The organism is Roseomonas genomospecies 6 (assembly GCF_008365375.1).
In the GTDB taxonomy this organism is placed as follows: domain Bacteria; phylum Pseudomonadota; class Alphaproteobacteria; order Azospirillales; family Azospirillaceae; genus Azospirillum.
Genome location: NZ_QOKW01000023.1, coordinates 29,782 through 52,244, shown reverse-complemented (window position 1 = coordinate 52,244; position 22,463 = coordinate 29,782). Strand labels below are relative to the sequence as shown.

Sequence of the window (22,463 nt, the reverse complement as noted above, 5' to 3'; positions counted from 1 at the left end):
GGGGATCAGTCCTCGATCGTCACGATCTTGTTGAGCTGGGCCACGGTCAGCACGCGCTTGACCTGACCGGCGGCGGAGCGCAGGACGAGCTGCTTGTCCGCGTTCGCCATCTCCTCCCGCGCGATCAGCAGCATGCCGATCCCGGCCGAGTCGACGAATTCCAGCGCGGAAAGGTCCAGAACCTGGCGCTTGGCCTTGTTCTGCAGCATCTCGCGGATCAGGGCGCGCAGCTTGGCGTGGTCGTTGAAGGTCAGGCGACCGCGCAACCGAACCAGGGTCTCCTGCTCCTTGTCCTCAATTCCGTAGTCCATCGGTCCGGTGTTCCTGAAGGGTCGTGTGGCGGGTGGCCTTTTGGGGACCACGCCAGAATGGGGCAAGAGCGGTTGAGGATTCCAGAAAATCCCTCAACCTCGGGAAAGTTCGCTACCTCAGAAAAGTTCGATGTCGCCGCCGGAACTGTCGTCCTGGCCGGCATTCACGTCAAGCGCGCCATGCTCGTCCAGCGCCGTCCCCTCCAGCAACAGCTTGCGCACGAAGCGCTGGCGCATCTCGCTCAGCTTGAAGCGGCCCAGCAGTTCGTCGAGCCATTCCTGCGGAACCTGCGGCCCCAAGGAAGCGGGCATTTCGACGCGGGTGCGTTTTTCGAGTTCGTTCAAGCCTTCCGCCATGATGGCGAGGCTGTCGTTGATGGCCTCCAGCCGCTGCTTGGTCAGGTCCTGGAACTGCATCCCGGTGACCATGCGGCTGATGGTGGTGGACATGTCGGTCGACACGGCCGCCGCCGTTTCCAGCACCGCCTGGAAATGGTTGGTCTGGTCGACCAGGCTGTCCATGGTCTTGTCCACCCGCTCCTTGGCGAGCATCTGGGGGGACATGTCGGTGTCGGCGATCTGGCGCAGGATCTCGTGGCCGTTGCGCACGCCCTTCACCACCGCGGTGACCTTGGAGCGCATGCGGTCGGCCAGCGCCCCGGTGGAGCGGGAGAGGTGGCGCACCTCCTGCGCGACCACGGCGAAGGTCCGGCCGGCCTCCCCGGCGCGGCTTGCCTCGATGGTGGCGTTCAGCGCCAGGAAGTTGGTCTGGCGGTTGATGGCGTCGATGTCGCCGATGGATTTCTCCAGCTCCGACACGTCCTTCTGCACGTCGTCCAGCAGATAGACCATGCTCATCGCGTGGCGGGACAGCGTGACGATGTTCGCGATCATGTCCGCGATCATCTGCTGCATGCCGGTGACGAGCTGGTCCATCGGCACCCGCTCGCCGTCGATGGAGACGGAACCGGCCATGCCGACGATCTGCTCCACCCGCTCCGACTGCTGCATGGCCTTCTCGGCCAGCTCGCGGAAGCGGTGGGACAGGTCGAGCGTGGCGTCCTCCACCGTCGTGGAGGTGCGCGACAGCTCGTGCTGGATGACCTCCAGCGTGCGGCGCTGGACATCGGCGTAGCCCATCCAGGTCGCCAGAAGCTCGCCGGTCAACGGAATCTTCTCGCCCACTTCGGGCAGACCGCTTCCGGGCAGACCGCTTCCCGGCAAACCGCTTCCCGGATGGCCCGGCTCCTGCGGTTCCGGTCCGGCTTCCAGGTGGGGCGCGCGGCCGTAGAAAGACATGGTGCTGCTCCTCAGTTCGCGCGCGTGCGGTGTTCGCCGATGGCGTCGAACGCGCGCAGCATCTCGGCCGGTATCTGCGCCAGCGGCAGTTCGACGGCGACCGCCCCGGCTTCCCGGGCGGCGCGCGGCATGCCGTACACGACGCAGCTCGATTCCTGTTCGCCGATGGTATAGGCCCCCGCGTCGCGCATCGCCAGCATGCCCGACGCACCGTCGCGGCCCATGCCGGACAGGATCACCCCCACCGCGTTCGCCCCCGCCGCCTTGGCGACCGAGGAGAACAGCACGTCCACCGACGGGCGGTGGCCGCTGACCGCCGGCCCGTCCTGGATGTGGCAGGAATAGCCCTGGGCGTCGCGGATGATCACCAGATGCCGGTCGCCGGGGGCGATGTAGACCTTGCCCTGGACCAGCGGGGCGCCCTGGGTGGCGACCTCCACCGACGGTGGCGAGATGCGGTCGAGCCGGGCGGCGAAGCTGGGGACGTAGCTGGGCCCCATATGCTGGGTGATGACGATGGGCGGGCAGTCGGCGGGCATGACGGCCAGCACGTCGCGGATGCGCTCCACCCCGCCGGTGGAGGCGCCGATGGCGATGAAGCGGGTGCCCGACCCGGCGCGGCGCGGCGTCGGCAGGGTGGCGGTCGCGGGGTGGGGGCGCCGCATCGACAGGCGGGCGGTGGCGGCGATGCGGATCTTGCCGATCAGCTCGTACGCCATCGCCTCGAACCCGTGGCCGTCGGAGCCGTCGGGCTTGGCCACGCAGTCAACCGCCCCGATCTCCAACGCGCGGATCGTCGCCTCCGATCCCTCCTGGGTCAGGGAGGAGACCATGACGACCGGCGTCGGGCGCAGCGTCATGATCTTTTCCAGGAAGGACAGCCCGTCCATCCGCGGCATCTCCACGTCCAGCGTGACGACGTCGGGGTTGGTGTGCTTGATGACGTCCCGCGCCTCGTAGGGGTCGCGGGCGACGCCGACCACCTCGATTCCGGGCTCCTCGGAGATGATGGCCTTCAGCATCTCCCGCATCAGGCTGCTGTCGTCCACGATCACGACGCGGATGGGGCGTGTCATGGCTCAGTCCTCCCCGAACAGTTCCACGTCGCCCTCGATCGGCTGCTGCCGGAGGGTGGTGCGGAAATGCAGTTCCTGGTTCGCCGTCTCCGACAGCGCCTCGGGCCGCAGCATCTTGCGCATGGCCCGTCCGCTGTGGGGAAAGTAGTGGATGCGCCGGGCCGAGGCGCCGCCCAGGTCCTGGCCGACCAGCTTCAGACCCTCCCGCCGCACATAATCGAGCGCGAAGGCGGCGTTGCGCTGGCCGACGTCGAAGCTGGAGTCGATGACGCGGGCGCCGCCGAACAGCTTCACCTCCAGCCGCGTGCGCTGGGCGCCGCGGGACAGCAGCTCGTTGATCAGCCGCTCCATGGCGACCGAGCCGTAGCGCGCCGCCGCCCCGGCGCCGCCGTCCTCGGACTCCGGGACCTCCGGCAGCAGGAAATGATTCATGCCGCCGATGGCCGTCGCCGGGTCGTGCACGCAGGCGGCCACGCAGGACCCCAGCGTCGTCACCATCATCACGTCGGACCGGTCGCTGACCAGATGATGGCCCAGGAAGACCTTCAACGTGTGGGCGCGGAACTGCGGGTGGAAGTAGCCGCCGGTCTGCCGGGCGTCCGCCGCGCGGCGGCTTGCGAAAGCGGTCATGCCTCACAGCCTCCGGTAGATGGTGGGGCCGGTCTGGCGGAAGCGGTCCGACACGCCGTACAGGCTCTCCGAATGGCCGAGGAACAGATAGCCGCCGGGCTCCAGCATGCGGGCGAAGTTGCCGATGACCTGGGTCCGCCCGACGCGGTCGAAATAGATCAGCACGTTGCGGCAGAAGATCGCGTCGAACGGCCCCTTCATGGGCCAGCGCTCCAGCAGGTTCAGCGGTTTGAAGGTGATGAGCCGCTTCAGCTCCTCCTCCATCGCCACCGACGATTCGCCGTCCTCGCGCAGGCGCCGGGTGTAGCGGTCGCGCAAGGGGGCCGGGATGCTGGCCGCCAGATCGGCGGCGTAGACCCCGCGCCGGGCGGTGTCCACCATGTGGGTGTCGATGTCGGTCGCCAGGATCTTGGCGTCCCAGCGCCGCAGCTCCGGCCCGAAGCTGGAGGCCAGCACCATGGCGATGGTGTAGGGCTCCTGCCCGGAGGAGCAGCCGGCGGACCAGATGCGCAGCCGCGGATGGGAGGACTCCCCGGCGTGACGGGTGCGCATTTCGGGCACCGCCTTCTTCGCCAGGAAGTCGAAATGGTGCGCTTCGCGGAAGAAGCTGGTCAGGTTGGTGGTCAGGGCGTTGACCAGGAAACCGACCTCGTTCGCCCCCTCCTCGCTCTCCAGCAGGGCGCAGTAGGTGTCGAAGTCCGCCAGGCGCAGGTCGCGCAGCCGCCGGGCGAGGCGGGAATAGACCATCTCGATCTTGTGCGGGGCCAGCGCGATCCCGGCAAGCTGGTAGAGCATGCGGGCGATGAAGTCGAAGTGCCGCCGCTCGAACGGGAACTCCCGCCGGCCGGACACCGCCGGAGAGACCGCGGCGCGGTCCGGCGGCACCGGGGAGGGGGTGGGCGCGGTGGTCATGCAGCCCGTCCGCGGGCCTTGGCCCGGACGTCGGCGGCCAGCTTGTCCAGCAGGCCCAGCACGGTGCCCGACAGCCGCTCCAGATCGGCCAGGGCCTGGGCCGTGGCGGCGTCGTCCCCCTGCTCATGGGCGCGCAGCGCGCGCTTTCCCGCCTCGTGGAAGCGGGCGTGCGGTTCGGCGATTTGGCCGAAGACCGGGCTGGAGCGGACGGCCTCGTCGGTCACCGTGTCGTACCACTTGCCCAGCCGGCAGCCGTGATGGTCGGAAAGCCGGTCCGCGGTGGCGTCGCCATGGCCCTGGACGGCCTTCAGCACGTTCTCGCGGAAGGTCACATGGTCGATCTTGGTGTTCTCGATCAACTGGACGTGGCGGGCGAGATCGGATGCGCCGCCCCGCTGGCCGCCGCCGTCCAGGGAGAAGAAGGCCATCTGCTGGCGGAGCTGCCCGGCCTGCTCCTCCAGCGAGCGGGCGGCGGCGGTGCTTTCCTCCACCAGGGCGGCGTTCTTCTGGGTCATCTCGTCCATCTGGGCGACGGCGGTGTTCACCTCGTCCAGGCCGGACGCCTGCTCCGCGGTGGCGCGGGCGATCTCCGACACGAGGTCGGCGACCCGCGCGATGCCCGCCACGATGTCGGTCAGCGAGGAGCCGGCGGAGCGGACCAGCTCCACCCCCTCCTTCACCTGCGTCCCGCTGTCCAGGATCAGGGTCTTGATCTCCTTGGACGCCTGGGCGGAGCGCTGGGCGAGGTTGCGCACCTCCTGCGCCACCACGGCGAAGCCGCGGCCCGCGTCGCCGGCCCGCGCCGCCTCGACCGCCGCGTTCAGCGCCAGCAGGTTGGTCTGGAAGGCGATCTCGTCGATCACCCCGATGATGTCGGAGATCTTCTGCGACGACCGTTCGATCCCGCGCATCGCCTCGACGGCGCTGACGGCGACCTGACCGCCCTTTTCCGCGGCGCGGCGGGCGTCGTTGGCGAAGGCGTTGACCTGCTGGGCGTTGTCGGCGTTGGAGCGGACGGTGGCCGCCAGCTCCTCCATGCTCGCCGCCGTCTCCTCCAGCGAGGAGGCCTGCTGCTCCGTCCGCTCGGACAGGTCCAGGCTGCCGTCGGCGATCTCGCGGCTGGCCGCGGCGATGGATTCGGCGGCGCCGTTGATCCGGCGGACGATTTCCGACAGCTTCTGCACCGTGCCGTTGAAATCGTCCTTCAGGCGCAGGAACACGCCCTCGTACGGCTTGTCGATGCGCCGCGACAGGTCGCCCTGGGAGAGCGATTCCAGCATGGCGGCCAGATCCTCGGTCACACCGGAGATGTTGACGGCCAACCGGTTCATGCCCTCGCTGACCAGCCGGAAGAAGCCGGTCTTGCCGTCGAGCGCGATCCGCTGGGAGAAGTCGCCGCGCACCGCGCTGTCCACCATGTCGGCGATTTCCGCCTCGATGGACAGTTCGGCGGTCAGGTCGCGCCATTCGACGACGAGGCCCAGCTTCTCGCCATGGCGTCCGGTCACCGGGCTGGCGGTGATCTCGAAGCTGCGGCGGCCCGCCTTCACCATGCCCTTGTAGGGGCTGGCGAGGCCGGTCAGGCTGTTGCGCAGGCGCGGCGCCTCCGTGTCGAGGGCGTCGACGGTGCGCCCGATCAGCCCGTTGGCGTCGAAGGCCGGCAGGGCTTGGCGCAGGTCGAACTCGGCGGCCTTGAACATCGCCAGGGCGGCGGCGTTGCAGTAGGTGACGGTCCCGTCCTCGCCCACCGTCATGATGCAGGACGACACGCGGTCCAGCGCGATCCCCGCCCGCACGGCGGTCACCGCGTCCTCCTTGAAGGCGGCGACGGCGCGGGCCATCTCGCCCAGCTCGTCGCGCCCGTCGGTGTGGGGGACGGTGACGGACAGATGGCCGTCGGTCAGGTCGGTCATCACCTTGCGGATGCCCTGGACCGGGCCGGTGATCGAGCGGGCGATGACCCGCGCGGCGCCGATGCCCAGCAGAAGCGACAGGCCGCCCAGCGCCAGGGCGAGGATGAGGCTGTTCCTCACCTCCGCCTCGGCGCGCGCCTCGATCGCGGCCTGCTCGGACTGGACGGCGGTGCCGATGGAGTCCAGGGTGCTGTTCAGGGCGGAGACCACCTTGGCGACAACCTCGGCGCGCAGGCGGTCGATCTCCCGGTCGGCGGCGACGGCGTCGCGGAAGGCGGTGCGGTAGCCCGGCGCCCGCTCCTCCACATCGCGCAGCATGGCGGCCAGACGGGGCTCGGTCAGCAGGGCCTGCGCTTCCCGCACATGCTCCAGCATCTCGGCCAGATTCTTCTCCATCGGCGCCGGAGCGGCGGCGTCGCGCATGCCGAGCGCGCGGTTGGCGAAGAGGCGGGTGAGCACCCAGTGCTTCACCATCTCCTCCCCGACCAGGGCGGCGTCCTTGTCGCCGGTGGTCTGGGCGCCTTCGACGATGCGCTCCAGCGTTTCGGTGATCTGGGTGCCCAGCGGGTCCATGCGCTGGCGGATGGCGGCGTCGTAGCGTTCCCGGACGGTCCGGATCGCCTCGAACTGCGTGTGGTATTCGGCGTGCAGGCGCGCCAGCTCGGCGAAGGCTGCGGCCTGGGAGGAGCGCTTGACGGCCGCTTCGTGGGCGGCCATCGCCTGATCGAACTCGGCCCGCAGGGTCCGCTGGCGGCCGAGCGCGGCGGGGTCGCCGGAGACCAGATAGTCGCGCCCGTGGATGCGCTGGTTGGCGAGGCGGGCGGAAAGCTCCTTGGCGAAGCTGGCGAGTTCGGAACTGGCGAGCACGCCGTCAACGCTGCCGTTCAGGCTGCGGATGCTCAGCAGGCCGGCGCCGACCTGCGCCGTCAGCAGGGCCAGCAGAAGGCCGAAGGCCAGCCACAACCGCTTCGAGATGCCCATTGCCCCAACGAACGAACCGAGCCCCTGCGCCATGCAATCCCCCTTGCCCGCCGTGTCATGTCGGCGTCAGCCCTATTCGAAACCTGTCCTTGTGGAAAGCCGCGACATGACGCACCCCCCCGTCGACGTCACGGGGGTGTGCCGCTCAGGACGCCCGCTCCAGCGCCGGAAGCGCCTTCGCCGCGGCGTCCAGCGCGCCGTTCTCGACGGAGAACAGCTTCTCCACGCTCAGCAGCGTGACCATGCGGTCGTCGGCGGTGTAGAGGCCGCTGAGATATTCGGTGTCGACCATGCCGCTGTCCACGTCGGGCGGCGGCTTGATGGCGTCGTGGCCGATCGCCAGGATGTCGGAGATGGCGTCCACCAGGATGCCGCGCGTGCGTTCCCCCACCTGGATCACCACCACGACGTGGCGCTTGGTGACCGCCGTGGCGCCGCCGCCGAAGCGGGCGCGCAGGTCGAAGATGGGGATGATGATGCCGCGCAGGTTGATGACCCCCCGCACATAGTCCGGCAGGTTCGGCAGGCGGCTTTCCGGCGTCCAGCCGCGGATTTCGCGGACCGACAGGATGTTGACGCCGTATTCCTCGCTGCCGACGGTGAAGGTGACGTACTGCTCCTCGGCGGCGTTGACCGACATGACGTCGTTTCGGGCGTCGGTGCGGGTGCCTCCGACGGTGGCGAGCGCGGTGGAACTGCTCATCGCTGTGGCCTCAGACCGGTTCGAGTGCGGGGGCGGGCAGCGCGGCCGCCGCCGGGGACGGCGGACGCGGGGCCCTGGATTCCATGTGACGGCTCATTTCGCGCAGGCCGGCGACGTCCAGGATCAGGGCGACGCGCCCGTCGCCCAGGATCGTCGCGGCGGCCACGCCGTCGAGGCGGCGGAAGTTCGCTTCCAGGCTCTTGATGACGACCTGCTGCTGGCCCAGCACCTCGTCCACGACGAGGCCGAGGCGGGAGCCGTCCTCCGTCTCCACCAGAACGACCAGCGCGCCGGTGGGGTCGGCGACGGCGCCGGGGATGCCGAACAGGTGGTGCAGGTAGACCAGCCGGACATACTCGCCGCGGGCCATCATCACGTCGCACTTGCCGACCAGCCCGTGCAGGTCCGCCGCCTTCGGGCGCAGGCTCTCCACGATGTTGGTCAGGGGCAGGACGAAGCGCTCCTCGCCGACGGAGATCACCATGCCGTCCAGCACCGCCAGGGTCAGCGGCAGCGACAGCACGAAGCGCGAGCCCTCGCCGGGCGTGGAATAGACGCCGATGCGCCCGCCGAGCGAGGTGATGTTCCGCACCACCACGTCCATGCCGACGCCGCGGCCCGACAGGTTGGACACCTGATCGGCGGTGGAGAAGCCGGGCAGGAAGATGAGGTTGTCGATCTCCTCGTCCGACAGGCTGGCGCCCGGCTGGACGAGTCCCTTCTCGATGGCCTTGGACAGCACCTTGGGCCGGTTGATGCCGCGCCCGTCGTCGGTGATCTCGATGACGATGCGGCCCGAGCGGTGCTGCGCCGACAGATGAACGGTGCCGGCGCGCGGCTTGCCGATGCGCTCCCGCTCCTCCGGGCTTTCCAGGCCGTGGTCGATGGAGTTGCGGATCATGTGGGTCAGCGGATCGACGAGGTTCTCCACCACCGTCTTGTCCACCTCCGTCGTCTCGCCGCTGGTGACGAGCTGCACCTCCTTGGCCGTCGCGGCGGCGCATTCGCGCACCAGCCGCGGCATGCGGGAGAAGACGCTGGACACCGGCTGGGCGCGGATCGACATCACGTTCTCGCGCAGCTCGCGGGTGTGCTGGGCCAACTGCTCCAGCCCTTCCAGAAGCTCCTGGAACTCGCCGGGGGGCAGTTCGCGCACATGCTCCGCGATCATCGCCTGGGTGATGACCATCTCGCCGACCATGTTGACCAGCCGGTCGATCTTGTCGAGGTCCACGCGGATGGTGTGGCTGGTCAGTCCGGCATGCTCCGCCCCGCCGCCGTTGGGGCGCGGGCGGGCGGCCTCGGCCTTCGGGGCTTCCGAAGCCTTGGCGGGAGCGATGGCCGGCGGGGCGGCGGCGGCGGCGGCGACGGGAACCGGGTCGGTGACGGGCGCCGGCGGCTCGGAGGCGGGTTCCGTGAGGGCGGGCGGCGGGGCTTCCGCGGTGATGCGGATGTCGCACTCGTCGGCCACGAACTCGAAGACGTCGTTGATCTTGTCCAGATCCACGTCCGGATCGGCGATCAGCGTGACCGTCCAGGAGAGGTGGAGAAGCTCCGCCTCCAGGTTCTGGAGGTTGGGCAGGGCGTCGGTGTGGCACGCGATCTCCGCGTCCCCCAGCCGGCGCAGGGCGCGCAGCATGAAGGTCGGCTCGTTGCCCGACATCAGCAGATCGGTCTTGGGCCGGAAGACGATGGTCCAGCGAACCTTGCCGGGGGGCACCGCGTTTTCATCGGCGCGGGCGGCGGCGATGGCCGCCATGGCGTCGCCGAACAGGCCGGCCTCGTCGTCCTCCTCGTCCGCATAGGTTTGGACGGGAGCTTGGACCGGGGGCGTGGACGGAGCCGCCGGTGCCTGGGTCTGCGGAGCGCCGCCGCCGGACAGATGGCGGCGCAGGGCGGCCACGGTGCCGTCCGTCGTTCCCGCCGGGGCGGGATCGCCCTCGCGCGCGTAGGCCAGCATCTGGCCCAGCAGGTCGTTGGCGCGGATCAGCGTGTCCACCAGCTCCGTCGTGACGGGGACGGTGTTGTTGCGCACCCCGTCCATGACCGTCTCGAACTCGTGCGCGAAGGCGACCAGTTCGGTGAAGCCGAAGGCGCCGCCGCCGCCCTTGATGGAATGGACGGCGCGGAATATGGCGTTCACCTCGTCGGAATCGACATCGCCCGGCGTCAGCCGCAGCAGGCCGGATTCGGCGACGGCCAAAAGCTCCGCGCTTTCGTCGAAATAGGTTTGCTTGAACCGGCTCAGGTCTTCCACGGGCGTGCCCTCACAAAGCCAGGACGCGGCGTCAGCCGCACACCTTCTGCACGACGGAGATCAGCTTTTCCGGGTTGAAGGGCTTCACGATCCAGCCGGTCGCCCCCACCGCGCGTCCCTCGGCCTTCTTCTTGTCGTCGGCCTCGGTGGTCAGCATCAGGATGGGCAGCGTGCGGTGCGCCGGGGTGGCGCGCAGGCGGCGGATCAGGGTCAGCCCGTCCATGACCGGCATGTTCAGGTCGGTGATGACGAGATCCACCTTGTTGGCACCGATGACGCCCAGCGCCTGTTGCCCGTCGGCGGCCTCCACCACGTCGTAGCCGGCGCCCTTCAGCGTGAAGGAGACCATGTCCCGCATGGTCCGCGAATCGTCGACGGTCAGTACCTTCTTCTTCACGCTTGGCTCCATTGCTTCAACCAGCCGTCCAGCCCGAGATCCTCGCAGGCTTCCGCGAGGACCTCGGACGGCTGGGCGATGGCGAACGTCCGGTTGTGTTCGGCGGCATGCCGGGAGGCGACCAGAAGCGCCTGGACGCAGGCGGTGCTGACCCGTTCCACGGCCCCGGCCTCGGCGATCACGGTGTCGGAGGCGGCGAAGCCGGCGCGCAGGCTGTCCAGCAGGGGCTGCGCCATGGCGAGGTCGAGATCGCTGGGCAGGCCCAGCCGCACCGGCCCTCCTTCGTCGCTCCACTTGATCAAAGTCACCGCTCGTCTCCTTGCCACCCGGCTGGGCAGAACCCGATCCGGATGGGCTTTAGCATGTCCGGCATTTGTCAAAAACCCTGCCAGGAACACGTATAAGGATTCGTTAAGGCAACTGGACTGACCTGAGTCAACCGCGGCGTTATCTGAGGGTGCGCCGCGATTGTTTCACGTTGTGATTGATTCAGGTCGCGGTTTCCACCTCCGCACCCGCCAGGGGCACGGTGAAGGCGAAGGTGGAGCCGGCGCCGGGAGTGCTGTCCACCCAGATGCGCCCGCCCAGATGTTCGACGATGCGCTTGCAGATGGCCAGACCCAGGCCGGTGCCCTGCGGCTTGTCGGTCATGGTGTCGCCGACCTGCCGGAAGCGCTCGAAGACGATGGCCTGATGCTCCGGGGCGATGCCGGGGCCGCTGTCGGTGACGGACACGCGCAGGTGGTCGCCTTCCGCCGCCGCGATCAGGGAAACGCGGCCGCCCGCCGGGGTGAATTTCGCGGCGTTGGACAGCAGGTTCACCGCCACCTGCACCAGCCGGTCGTGGTCGCCGCGCACCGGGGGCAGGCCGGGCGGGATGGCGACCTCCAGCGCGATGCCGCGCTCGTGGAACAGCCGGGCGGTCGCCGCCGCCGCCTGCTCCAGCGCCGCACCCAGGTCCATCGGGGCGACCTTCCAGACGATCTCCCCCGCCTCGATCTTCGCCATGTCGAGGACCTGGTTGATGAGGCGGGTCAGCCGCTCGCTCTCCGTGATGACGAGGCCGAGAAACTCCTGCCGCTGCTCCAGCTCGATGTCGGGGTTATCGTGCAGCACCTCCGTCAGGGCGCGGATGGAGGTCAGGGGCGTGCGCAGCTCGTGCGTCACGGTGGACAGGAACTCGTCCTTCAGCCGGTCCAGCTCCTTCAGCCGCAGGTTGGCGGCGCGCAGCGCGGCGGAGGCGCGCTCCAGCTCCGCCGTCTTGTGTTCGAGCTGGCGGCTGTATTCGATGACGTGGCTGGTCTCGTCCAGCATCCGCATCAGCTCGGGATAGCTGACCTCCCCACCCTCGACCGCGGAGGCGAGCGCCACCCGCGCGGAGGCGGCGCCGATGGCCCCGGCCAGCAGCCGTTCGGCGAAGCGCACCAGCTCCGCCCCGGCCCGGCGGTCCGGCTCCAGCGCCCCGTTGCGGCGGGCGAACTGGGCGAAGGCGGCCTCTGCGCGTTGCGGCCCCAGGAAGCGGGCGACGATCCGCTGCAGGTCGCCGACCGTGGCCTTGCCGTGCCACGCGCCCGCGGGCAGGGGGGTGTCGCGGTGCTGGAACACCTCCACGAAGGCGGTGGCCTGCGCCCGCTCCCCCAAGCCGGGCCGGTCGAGCAGGGAGACGACGACGTAGAGACCGATGTTCAGCAGCATGCTCCAGAACAGCGCATGGGTCAGCGGGTCCATCCCCTCCAGCCCGAACAGGGCGTAGGGCCGCAGCAGAGCCATCCCCCAGGGGCCCTGGTCGATGAAGGCGGCGGGCAGCCAGCCGGAGCGCGCGAAGCTGGGCAACAGCAGCGTGTAGGCCCAGATCAGGATGCCGGCGCTGAGCCCCGCCAGCGCGCCGCGCCGGGTCGCCCCCGCCCAATAGACGCCGCCGACCAGCGCCGGAGCGAACTGGGCCACCGCCGTGAAGGAGATCAGCCCGATGGCGCTCAGCGCGTAGGCGGAACCGGCGATGCGGAAATACAGGTAGCCCAGCAGCAGGATCGCCACGATGGCGGCGCGCCGGATCGTCAGCAGCAGCGGCGACAGGTCGTGCAGCCGCTCCAGCCGGGCGCTGCGGGCGCGCAGCAGGATCGGCATGACGAGGTCGTTGCACACCATGGTGGACAGGGCGATGGCCTCCACCACGATCATGCCGGTGGCCGCCGACAGCCCGCCGACGAAGGCCAGAAGCGCCAGCCAATCGCTCCCCGCCGCCAGCGGCAGCGCCAGCACGAACATGTCCGGGTCCACCGCGTGGCCGGGAAAGCGCATCAGCCCCGCCACCGCCACCGGCAGGACGAACAGGTTGATGAGCAGCATGTAGAGCGGAAACAGCCACAGCGCGCGGGTCAGGTGCCGCTCGTCCACATTCTCGATCACCGTCACCTGGAACTGGCGCGGCAGGCACAGCACCGCCGCCATGGACAGCATCGTCATGGTCAGCCAGGACCCGTCCGCCAGCGCCGGGGCGGAGGTGAAGAGGCTGCGGATCTCCGGATGCTCCGCCGCCTTCGCGAACAGCTCGGCCGGTCCGTCGTGCATCCCCCAGACCACCGCCGCGCCGACCGCCAGGAAGGCCACCAGCTTCACCACCGATTCGAAGGCGATGGCCGCCACCATGCCCTCGTGATGCTCGGCGGCGTCGATGTGGCGCGTGCCGAACATGATGGCGAAGGCCGCCATGACGATGGCCACGTAGAAGGCGTTGTCCAGAACGAAGGGCAGGGACAGGCCGCCGGTGGTGCCGGACGGGTCGGTCCCCCACAGCACGTCGAAGCTGACCGCGACGGCCTTGAGCTGCAAGGCGATGTAGGGCGTCACCCCGATCACCGCGGTCAGCGCCACCAGCCCGCCCAGCCCCTGGCTGCGCCCGTAGCGGGAGGCCAGGAAGTCGGCGATGGAGGTGATGCGCTGCGCCTTGGCGATGCGCAGGATCTTGCGCAGCACCAGCGGTCCCAGGAGCATCAGCAGGGTCGGGCCGAGATAGATCGGCAGGAAGCCGATGCCCAGCGACGCCGCCCGCCCGACCGAGCCGTAGAAGGTCCAGGTCGTGCAGTACACCGCCAGGGAGAGCGCGTACACGTACGGCGACGCGATGACGCTGCGCCCCGCGTCCGCCCGCCGGTCCGCCCACCAGGCGATGGCGAAGAGGAGGAGCAGGTAGGCGAAGCTGGCGGCGACGATGGTGGGCCAGGGCATGTCAATGCCCCCTGCGTTCCAGAAGCACCGCGAACAGCGCAATCACCCCGCCCCACACACCCAGGGCGTACAGGTACAGCAACGGCAGGCCGAACAGCGTGTCACCGGCGCCGAAGACGCGCAGAAGCGGCGGGTTGAAGGCGACCAGCCCGAACAGGAACAGGGCGATCAGACGGTCGGCGCCCGCCCGGCGCGGCGGGGGAGGTGCGGGGGGCGGAGCGGCCCCGCCGGTCAAAAGGCGCGCTCCCGCGCCGCCAGTTCGACGATCATGTTCGCGCCGCGGATGGCGTCGTCGAGCGTGCGGACGTCGCGTTCCTTCAGCATCTCCACCATGCGCAGGAAGACCGCGGCGGTGACGAGGCTGTCGCCCAGCGCCGTGTGGCGGTCCACCACCTCGATCCCCAGCCGTTCGGCGATGCCGTCCAGGGTGTGGTCGCCGCCCTCGCCCAGCAGCATCCGGGAGAGCAGCATGGTGTCCAGCACCGGGCTGTCGAACCGCACGCCCGACGCCTTCTCCTTCATCTTCAGGAATTTCAGGTCGAAGGCCGCGTTGTGGGCGATCAGGACCGCGCCGGACACGAAGTTGCGGAACTGCGGCAGCACCTTGTCGATGGTCGGCTTGTCGGCCACCATCGCGTCGGTGATGCCGTGGAAGGGGATCGACTCCGGCGGGATGGTCCGCTTCGGGTTGACCAGCGTGTTGAAGGTCTCACCCGTCAGGATGCGCCCGCCGACGACGCGCACGGCGGCGATCTGGACGATCTCGTCGCCGTTGCTGGGGGACAGGCCCGTCGTCTCGGTGTCGAAGACCACGTAATGGAGCTGGTCGAGCGGTGTGCGGCCAAGCTCGCTGGTGGCGAGCGGCTGGTGCAGCAGGTTGAAGTCGAAGAACTCGGGCCGCGCCGCGCCGCGCGTCGCCGTGTGGGCCGAGGGCGGCTTCAGCGCGGGCGGAAGCGGGACGCGCAGGCGCGACAGCAGCTCGTCGCCCGATCCGGGGCCTTTGACCGGCTCGCTCCACATCGTGCTCTTGTGGTGCTGCAGCACGTCGCCCACCGTCAGGCCGCCCAGCGCGTCGGGAAGCGGGTGGTCCAGCCAACTGTCCACGATGCCGCTGGGCACCGACGGGCCGCGCCAGGTGATGTCCAGATAGACCCAGTTGCCTTCGGCCTCCACCGACAGGTCGTAGGCGGGAACCCCGGTCAGCGCGTAGACATACTCGATCAGATAGCCGAACAGGATGACGAGGCTGTAGCTGTCGCCGTGCACCCACTGCGGCAGGCCGGTCAGGGTCACGCCATACTGCGCGTCCGGCCCGACGCGGTGACGGATCAGGTTGATGAGGTTGTTGGAGTGGATGTCGCTCATCGGCCAGGAGCCGGTGACGACGCTGCGGTATTCGTTGGTGACGTGGGCCAGCCGCTCCGACAGGCTGTTGGACGAGTCCATCAGCGCGGCCTGGAAGGCGGCGCGCTCCTCCGGTCCCAGTTCCGGCGTGTCCTCCAGCGTCTCCAGCACCGCGCGCAGGTTGGCGATGGGGGCGCAGAAACCCTCCGTCGCCTCGCGCAGCAGGGCGTCACGCTGGCCCAGGGCCGCCAGTTCGCTGGTCGCGTCCGACAGGGTGATGACGTAACCCGTTATCGTCGGCGGCTCGTCCGACCCCTCCGGCGGGTCCTGGAGGATGGCGCTCATCTGCCCGGTCAGCAGGATGCGCCCATCGGTGGTGGCGCCGACGAACTGGGCGGCGGTTCCATGCTCGTGGTTGAGGTGCCGCCCCTCGCGCACGCGCAGGGTCAGCCGCTCCAGCGTGTGGGTGACCGGCTCCGCCACCACGAAATGCAGCAGGGAGCGGCCCAGCCCCAGGTCGCCGGTCAGGTGCAGGATGTCCAGCGCCGTCTGGTTGTACAGAAGGATCTGGTGCTTCAGGTTGCAGACCAGCACGCCCTCATGCAGGTCGCGCAGCACGGCGGCGAGGCGGGTCTTCTGCTCCTCCGCCTTGGCGGTCGATTCGGCGACGATGCGCGCGGTGTCGCGGCGGGCGGCGGCCAGCTTGTCCGACAGTTCGTTGACGGCCTTCGCCACCGGGGCGAGGTCGCCGTAGCGCGCCACCGGAATGCGCGCCCCGGCCTTGCCGTCCGCCGCGCCGTGGGCGACCAGCCCGATTTCGCGGCTGAGCGTGTCCGACGCGCGCAGAAGCCGCTGGCTCACCAGCCCCCACAGGCCCCAGACCGTGACGGTGGCGGCGGCGGTCATGACGAAGGCGTAGGAGATGAAGGCGTTCGGATCGTTCTCTCCGCCGAAGCCGACGGCGGCGCCGACCGACAGCAGGGGCAGGCCGACTCCGGCGGCGCGGAAGGCCAGGGGAATGATCCGGCGCGGCTCCGCCGGGGCCGCCGCAACCGGTGTCGGCGCTGCACCGGCGTTTCCGGTTCCCGTCGCCGGCCCGCTCATGGCCGGGGCTCCGCATCGCCGCCTTGTGCGCTGCCCGGCGTGCCTTCCGGGTTGAGGTACTTGCGGACGGTGGTGACGAGGTCGCGGGTGGAGAAGGGCTTTGTGATGTAGTCGGTGGCGCCCAGCGCCATGCCCTTCTGCCGCTCCACGTCGCGGCTCTTGGCCGTCAGCATGATGATCGGCAGCGACTGGTAGGCGGGGTTGGCGCGCAGCGACTGGCAGACGTCGAACCCGTCGCGCCGCGGCATCATCGCGTCCAGCAGGATCAGGTCGGGCGTGCTTTCCGCAACCGATTGAAGGGCTTCTTCGCCGTTGCGGGCGATGCGCACGGCAAAGCCCGCCTTCTGCAACAGAACCTGCAGGGACAGGACGATGCTGGGCTCATCGTCGGCGACCAGGATCGTCGGCTTCATACCAGGGTTTCCTCCGGTTCGCCGGTCTGATGCGCCGGCTTCTTGCGGCTGCGCTTGTTCTAATATGCGTGCCTGTTCAACCCCATGTTAGCGGCAAGGAGAACGACAGATCAAGACGCAGCCCGCCCGCAACACCGAAATTGCGGACGGGCATTCCCAAAGGAAAGAAGCGGAAATGGAGGGGGCGACAGTTTGTCGCGGCGCTGCCGTTGCCTGCGATCAGCGCGTGGAGACCACGATGGGCTGCGCTTCCACCTTGTCCTTCAGCCCGGCGGCGGCCTGCCGGGCGGACGCCGTGTCGGCATAGCCGCCGACGCGGACCACATGCCAGGACCGCTGCTGTGCGTCGGTCCAGTCGAGCGCGTAGGCGTTGAAGCCGAGGCCGCGCAGGCGGCGGACCAGCCCTTCGGCGTTGTCGGCCTGCTGGAAGGAGCCGACCTGCACGGCGTAACGCCCGTCCGGAACGGCGGCGGGCGCAGCCACGGCGGACGACGGGGGCGTCAGCACGCCGGAGGACGGGGCCGTGGCGGGCGGGGTGGAGGCGGTCTTCGGCGCGGGCTTGGGGGGCTGCGGCGCGGGGCGCGGCGCGGCGGCCTGCCGCTGGGCCGCGGCCGGCGGGGGCGGGGCCGACAGCATGGCCTGAAGCTCCGCCGTTTCCTGCTTCGCGGCGGCCGGTGCCTTGGCGGTCTCCGCCGGTACCGCCTGTGGAGCGGCGGGAGCCGGAGCATGGGCGTGGGGCTTTGCGCTCTCCGCCGTTTCCATGGCGTGCGGCGCGGGGTCCGTCGGCCGGGTGACGGCGGCGGGAGCGGGGGGCGGCAGGGACGGCGGCTCCGGCACCTTCAGGGCGGGCGGCGGAATCTGCGGCAGCGCCACGGGCGGCGGCGTCACTGTCGGCGTCACGGTGGGCGCCGGTGCGACGACGGTCTGCGTCTGCATCGGTGGGGCCGGCGGTTGCTGCGCCGGTGCGGGCGCCGCGCGGGTGATGAGCGGTTCCGGCTTGGCCGGGGCGGGAGCCAGTGCCGTGGCGTTGGGCGAGGCGCCGCCGGTCGCGGGCGCGCTGGGAACGGCGGTGATGAGCGGCGCGGGCGGTGCAGGCGGAGGCTCCCCGCTCTGGTCCAGCATTACGACAGCCGCGCCGATGCCCACGGCGGCGGCGAGCGCGGCGGCGATCTTGCCGATCGGCAGATGCCGCTCCGCCTTCCGCCCGGCGTCCGGGGCGAGCGGGTCGTCGTCGCCGTCTTCCGCCGGATCGGCCTTCAGATCGTCGTTGAGGGCGCGCAGAAGGCGGGCGATGTCGTCCCGCTCCCCGGCATCACCGGTGGGGGCGTCCGCCTTGTGCTCCGCCGCCTGTCCGGCGGCCTTCATCTCATCCTTGAACGTCACGGCGGCGTGCGCACCCAGTTGAAGATCGCAAGGAGTCGGCAGTCACGGGAACGCGGCCCCGAAGGGCCGCGCCACGATCCAAAGACCTTCTACTGTATTTCGACGTTCGTTCAAACGGCGATGCGACGAATTGGCGTGAGAAAGTTGGGCCGGGACCTCTTTCCGGACGTCCTTTCCCCGCTCAGGCCGCCGACCGGTAGGGGTGTTCGGCCATCCAGTGACGGGCGATGTCCAGCCGGGTGGCGACCCACGCCTTGTCGTGGCCCCGCACATGGTCGAGGAAGCGGGCCAGCGCCGCGGCGCGCCCCGGGCGCCCGACCAGACGGCAGTGCAGCCCGACCGACATCATCTTCGGCTGATCGGCCCCTTCGGCGTACAGCACGTCGAAGCTGTCCTTCAGATAGGTGAAGAACTGCTCGCCGGTGTTGAAGCCCTGGTTGGTCGCGAAGCGCATGTCGTTGGCGTCCAGCGTGTAGGGCACGATCAGTTGCGGGCGCCCGAAGCGGTCGTCCCAATAGGGCAGGTCGTCGGCGTAGCTGTCCGCGTTGTAGAGGAAGCCCCCCTCCTCCGACACCAGCTTCCAGGTGTTGGGGCTGCACCGCCCGAGATACCAGCCGAGCGGGCGGGAGCCGGTGACGCGGGTGTGGATCTCGATGGCGCGCAGCATGTGCTCGCGCTCCACCTCCTCCGGCAGATGCTGGTAGTCGATCCAGCGGTAGCCGTGGGTGGCGATCTCCCACCCGGCGTCCAGCATGGCGCGGACGGCCTCCGGGTTGCGCTCCAGCGCCATGGCGACGCCGTAGACGGTCACCGGCAGGCCGCGCTCCGTGAACATCCGGTGCAGCCGCCAGAAGCCGGCGCGGGACCCGTATTCGTAGATCGACTCCATGTTCATGTGCCGCATGCCCACGATGGGCTGGGCGCCGACGATTTCCGACAGGAAGGCTTCCGACGCGGGGTCGCCGTGCAGGACGCAGTTCTCCCCACCCTCCTCGTAATTGATGACGAACTGCACCGCCACCCGCGCCCCGCCCGGCCAGTTGGCGTGCGGCGGATGGGAACCGTAGCCGATCAGGTCGCGCGGGTAGCTCTGGGACATGAGGAGCGCTCCGTCAGGGAAGGGCGGGGGAGGGATCAGGAAGCGGAGGATTTCTCGGCCGGCTGCTCCTCCGGCACCTGATGGCGCAGGATCAGCGGAGCCTGGAAGGCGCTGAACAGCAGGGTCAGCGGCATGATGCCGAACACCTTGAAGTTCACCCAGGCGTCGGTGGTCATGCTGCGCCACACCACCTCGTTCAGCACGGCCAGCAGCAGGAAGAACCACGCCCAGCGGATCGCCAGCGTGCGCCACCCGGCGTCGGACAGGTTCAGCACCGATCCCAGGACATGCTTCAGCACGTTGCGCCGCGTCAGATGCGCCGTGAACAGGACCGCGGCGAACAGCAGGTTGACCAGCGTCGGCTTGATCTTGATGAACAGGTCGTCCTGAAGCCACAGCGTCAGCCCGCCGAACAGCAGGACGAAGCCCGCCCCGACCACCGGCATCACCGGCACCTTCCGTTCGTACCGCCAGGAGATCAGGACGGAAATGCTGGTCGCCACCATGAACACGGCGGTGCCGATCATGATGCCGGCCTGGGAATTGGCGATGAAGAAGGCCGCCAGCGGGCCGGCTTCGATCAGCAGTCGGGCGTATTGGTTCATGAACCTCACATAGACCGAACCGGCGTCCGGATAAAGAGGGAAGCGGGCCGGTCAGAACTGGTAGGACACGCGGATGGAGCCGTAGTTGGTCATCGATTTCTGCCCCTCGAACTCCGGCGTCAGGAAATTCTGGGCGTAGGAGACGCCGAACGGGCCGTAGCGCATCGTAAGGCCGAGCTGGAAGGCGGCGACAAAGTTGTTCTTGTCCACCGACCGGCTGTCGCGGAAGCTGTTGCCGTCCAGGAAGATGTTGCGGGCGATGGCGCGCCCCTCCGCCCCGGCATAGACGTACCAGGAAAAGGGCGGGCGCGGTCCGCCCGCGGCCACGTCGTCCTGATAGGGGATGCTGGAGGTCGGGCGCAGGATCAGCGCGCCGACCGGCGGCGCCATGTTGCCTCCCAGCCGCAGCGTGACGCCCGCCCCGCCGAAGGTCAGGACGTTGCCGACGCTGCCCGCGACGTGGGGGCTGATGTCCGCCTCGAAGGGGCCGATGCGGGTGGGGCGTTCCGCGCGCCAGACATGCTCGTAGCTGAGGATGATGCCCGGCTCGTTCTTGAGCTGGTAGTCCCAGCCCTCCGGCCAGCGGGCGCCGGGCACGACGCGGTGCACGGCCTTCTGGGTCTGCTCCGCCAGCGAGGCCGGGCCGACCATGCCGACATCCAGGTCGATGCGGTCCACCTGCCGCGTCTCCTCCGAAATGACGGAGAGGCGCCCGTACAGCCAGCCGGCGTAGGGGCGGTCGGTCGGATCGGGGTTCGGTTTGGTGATGTCGCTGGGGGTGTACATGTTCTGGCCGAAGGCGATGCCGTAGCGCCGCACCCCGTGCGCCCCGATCCAGGGAACGAGGTTGGCCAGCCAGTCGATGTTGCCGTAGGTCGGGCGGTCGCCGGAGACGTAGTGGAACTGGAAACCGTTCGTGTAGTAGCGGTCAGTCCCGCCGCCGAACAGGTCGTTGTCGACCCAAAAGCCGATGGACGGGCCGGAGCGGGGGGTGGTGCCCGTTTGCGAAGCGCCGTCCTGGGCCAGCACCGGGCCTGCCGTCAGCCCGATGGATAGGGCTGCGACGACGCTCCAACCTGCACGCACGGCCATAGCCTTCCACTTCCCTCCGTTGCCGAGCACCCTAACATAGTGCATGGGCACCCTTTGGCGCCTGCACTTTCGGATGAAGGCGGAACGGCTTACTGGAAGGCGGCCTCGGCGAAGCTGCGCAGCTTGCGGGAATGCAGGGTTTCCATGCCATGCTCCCGCAGAAGCTCCATGGCCAGCACGCCGATCTTCAGATGCTGGTCCACCCGCTCACGGTAGAAACGGTCGGCCATGCCCGGCAGCTTCAACTGCCCGTGCATCGGCTTGTCGGAGACACAGAGCAGCGTGCCGTAGGGAACGCGGAAGCGGAAGCCGTTGGCGGCGATGGTGGCGCTTTCCATGTCCAGGGCGATGGCGCGGCTCTGGCTGAAGCGCATCAGCGGCTCGCGGTGGTCGCGCAGTTCCCAGTTGCGGTTGTCGATGGTCGCCACCGTGCCGGTGCGCATGATGCTCTTCAGCGCGTAGCCGGACAGGCCGGTCACCCGCTCCACCGCGGTTTCCAGGGCGCGCTGCACCTCGGCCAGCGCCGGAACGGGCACCCAGGTCGGCAGGTCGGCGTCCAGCACATGGTCGTCGCGGACATAGCCGTGGGCCAGCACATAGTCCCCCAGCCGCTGCGTGCTGCGCAGCCCGGCGCAGTGGCCCAGCATGATCCAGGCGTGCGGGCGCAGGACGGCGATGTGGTCGGTGATCGTCTTGGCGTTGGACGGGCCGACGCCGATGTTGACCAGCGTGATGCCGTTCCCGTCCGGGCGGGTCAGGTGATAGGCCGGCATCTGCGGCAGGCGGAGCAGCCGGGCGCCGTTCACGGGCGCATCGCCGGGATCGCCGCCCAGGTTGGCGTTGCAGGTGACGACACCGCCCGGCTCGACGAAGCGGTCGTATTGGCTGCGGTAGGCCGCCAGATCCGGGTCGGACGTCGGCTCCATGATCTCGCGGGCCATGCGGATGAACTCGTCCACATAGAACTGGTAATTCGTGAACAGGACGAAGTTCTGGAAATCCTCCGGCGCCGTCGCCGTGTAGTGGCGCAGCCGGTGCAGCGAGAAGTCCACCCGTGGTGCCGTGAACAGCGCCAGCGGCTTCACCGCGTCCAGCGACTCCTCGTAGGTGCCGTTGACGATGGTGTCGTCCATGCGGGCAAGGTCGGGCAGGTCGAACAGGTCGGGCAGACCGGTCAGCCGTTCCGGCGTCAGGTCGCCCTCCACATGCATGCCCTGGGGGAAGGCGAAGTGGATGGGGATGGCCTCGTCGCTGACGCCGACCTCCAGCGGGACATGGTGGTTGCGCAGCAGCAGCGAGAACTGTTCGCGGTAGTAGCGGTCGAACAGGTCCGGGCGGGTCAGCGTCGTGGAATAGGTGCCCGGCCCCTCGACGAAGCCGTAGGCCAGACGCGTGTCCACCGTGGCCGCCGAGGCGGTCATCAGCCGGACATAGGGGTAATGCGCCTGCTCCCGCCGCCCGCCGTCCTTGCCGCCGGTGAAGGCCGCGAAGCGGTCCCGCAGATAGGCGGTGTTGCGGTCGTAGAGGTCCTTGACGAGGGCCAGGGCGGCGTCCGCGTCGGAGAATTGCTCGACGGGACCGGGGGGAAGCGGTGTGCGGTGCGTCATGTTCATCAGATAGACACTCGCCGGCCCGGAGGAAAGGCCGCATGGAGGCGGACTCGACAATGCGAATGCATGCGCCTATCCTTCAACCGATGGACGTTCCTCAGAGGCG

General features: G+C 69.4%; 19 protein-coding genes. All 19 read right to left on the bottom strand.

The window, feature by feature from the left end; translation table 11 throughout:
* Positions 1-5 precede the first annotated feature (5 nt).
* The 19 genes from DS843_RS23285 to DS843_RS23195 all read right to left on the bottom strand — a co-directional run bounded on the left by DS843_RS23285 (position 6) and on the right by DS843_RS23195 (position 22,360).
* The gene (locus tag DS843_RS23285) at positions 6-311 is read right to left on the bottom strand and encodes an STAS domain-containing protein (protein WP_149471224.1); all 306 of its coding nucleotides are present in this window, start codon (positions 309-311) and stop codon (positions 6-8) included.
* A 117-nt stretch (positions 312-428) separates the two neighbouring features.
* On the bottom strand, positions 429-1,610 hold the full coding sequence (locus tag DS843_RS23280; protein ID WP_149471223.1) for a methyl-accepting chemotaxis protein: 1,182 nt from the start codon (positions 1,608-1,610) through the stop codon (positions 429-431).
* An 11-nt stretch (positions 1,611-1,621) separates the two neighbouring features.
* Positions 1,622-2,686, bottom strand: coding sequence for a protein-glutamate methylesterase/protein-glutamine glutaminase (locus DS843_RS23275; protein WP_149471222.1), 1,065 nt, complete (start codon positions 2,684-2,686; stop codon positions 1,622-1,624).
* A gap of 3 nt (positions 2,687-2,689) precedes the next feature.
* Positions 2,690-3,316: a chemotaxis protein gene (locus DS843_RS23270; RefSeq protein ID WP_149471221.1), complete on the bottom strand. Its 627-nt coding sequence runs from the start codon at positions 3,314-3,316 to the stop codon at positions 2,690-2,692.
* Between the two features lie 3 nt (positions 3,317-3,319).
* Positions 3,320-4,228 (bottom strand): CheR family methyltransferase, encoded by a 909-nt coding sequence (locus DS843_RS23265; protein WP_149471220.1) that lies wholly within the window; start codon positions 4,226-4,228, stop codon positions 3,320-3,322.
* The gene (locus tag DS843_RS23260) at positions 4,225-7,155 is read right to left on the bottom strand and encodes a methyl-accepting chemotaxis protein (protein ID WP_167525433.1); all 2,931 of its coding nucleotides are present in this window, start codon (positions 7,153-7,155) and stop codon (positions 4,225-4,227) included. Before DS843_RS23260 ends, DS843_RS23265 begins: the two co-directional genes overlap by 4 nt.
* A gap of 112 nt (positions 7,156-7,267) precedes the next feature.
* Positions 7,268-7,825 carry a chemotaxis protein CheW gene (locus DS843_RS23255; protein ID WP_149471219.1) on the bottom strand — a complete coding sequence of 186 codons (558 nt, stop codon included), beginning with the start codon at positions 7,823-7,825 and terminating at the stop codon, positions 7,268-7,270.
* 10 nt (positions 7,826-7,835) lie between these two features.
* Positions 7,836-10,082, bottom strand: a complete 2,247-nt coding sequence (locus tag DS843_RS23250) for a chemotaxis protein CheA (protein ID WP_149471218.1) — start codon at positions 10,080-10,082, stop codon at positions 7,836-7,838.
* A gap of 31 nt (positions 10,083-10,113) precedes the next feature.
* Complete coding sequence (locus tag DS843_RS23245; protein WP_167525432.1) at positions 10,114-10,479, bottom strand: response regulator; 366 nt, start codon at positions 10,477-10,479, stop codon at positions 10,114-10,116.
* Positions 10,476-10,787: an STAS domain-containing protein gene (locus DS843_RS23240; RefSeq protein ID WP_149471216.1), complete on the bottom strand. Its 312-nt coding sequence runs from the start codon at positions 10,785-10,787 to the stop codon at positions 10,476-10,478. Before DS843_RS23240 ends, DS843_RS23245 begins: the two co-directional genes overlap by 4 nt.
* A 181-nt stretch (positions 10,788-10,968) precedes the next feature.
* Positions 10,969-13,707 carry a sensor histidine kinase gene (locus DS843_RS23235; protein WP_149471215.1) on the bottom strand — a complete coding sequence of 913 codons (2,739 nt, stop codon included), beginning with the start codon at positions 13,705-13,707 and terminating at the stop codon, positions 10,969-10,971.
* Between the two features lies 1 nt (position 13,708).
* Positions 13,709-13,942, bottom strand: a complete 234-nt coding sequence (locus tag DS843_RS23230; protein ID WP_149471214.1) for a hypothetical protein — start codon at positions 13,940-13,942, stop codon at positions 13,709-13,711.
* Positions 13,939-16,155 (bottom strand): 3'-5' exonuclease, encoded by a 2,217-nt coding sequence (locus DS843_RS23225; protein ID WP_149471213.1) that lies wholly within the window; start codon positions 16,153-16,155, stop codon positions 13,939-13,941. The genes DS843_RS23230 and DS843_RS23225 overlap by 4 nt, the downstream gene beginning before the upstream one ends.
* Positions 16,152-16,568: a response regulator transcription factor gene (locus tag DS843_RS23220; protein WP_149471212.1), complete on the bottom strand. Its 417-nt coding sequence runs from the start codon at positions 16,566-16,568 to the stop codon at positions 16,152-16,154. Before DS843_RS23220 ends, DS843_RS23225 begins: the two co-directional genes overlap by 4 nt.
* 219 nt (positions 16,569-16,787) lie before the next feature.
* A complete protein-coding gene (locus DS843_RS23215) occupies positions 16,788-17,951 on the bottom strand; it encodes an SPOR domain-containing protein (RefSeq protein ID WP_149471211.1) in 1,164 nt (387 codons plus the stop codon).
* Positions 17,952-18,132: 181 nt separating this feature from the next.
* Positions 18,133-19,050, bottom strand: coding sequence for an allantoinase PuuE (gene puuE, locus DS843_RS23210; RefSeq protein WP_149471210.1), 918 nt, complete (start codon positions 19,048-19,050; stop codon positions 18,133-18,135).
* Between the two features lie 35 nt (positions 19,051-19,085).
* Complete coding sequence (locus DS843_RS23205; RefSeq protein WP_149471209.1) at positions 19,086-19,655, bottom strand: septation protein A; 570 nt, start codon at positions 19,653-19,655, stop codon at positions 19,086-19,088.
* 51 nt (positions 19,656-19,706) lie between these two features.
* Positions 19,707-20,741 (bottom strand): lipid A-modifier LpxR family protein, encoded by a 1,035-nt coding sequence (locus DS843_RS23200; RefSeq protein ID WP_475849348.1) that lies wholly within the window; start codon positions 20,739-20,741, stop codon positions 19,707-19,709.
* 95 nt (positions 20,742-20,836) lie between these two features.
* A complete protein-coding gene (locus DS843_RS23195) occupies positions 20,837-22,360 on the bottom strand; it encodes an AMP nucleosidase (RefSeq protein WP_475849346.1) in 1,524 nt (507 codons plus the stop codon).
* Positions 22,361-22,463 lie beyond the last annotated feature (103 nt).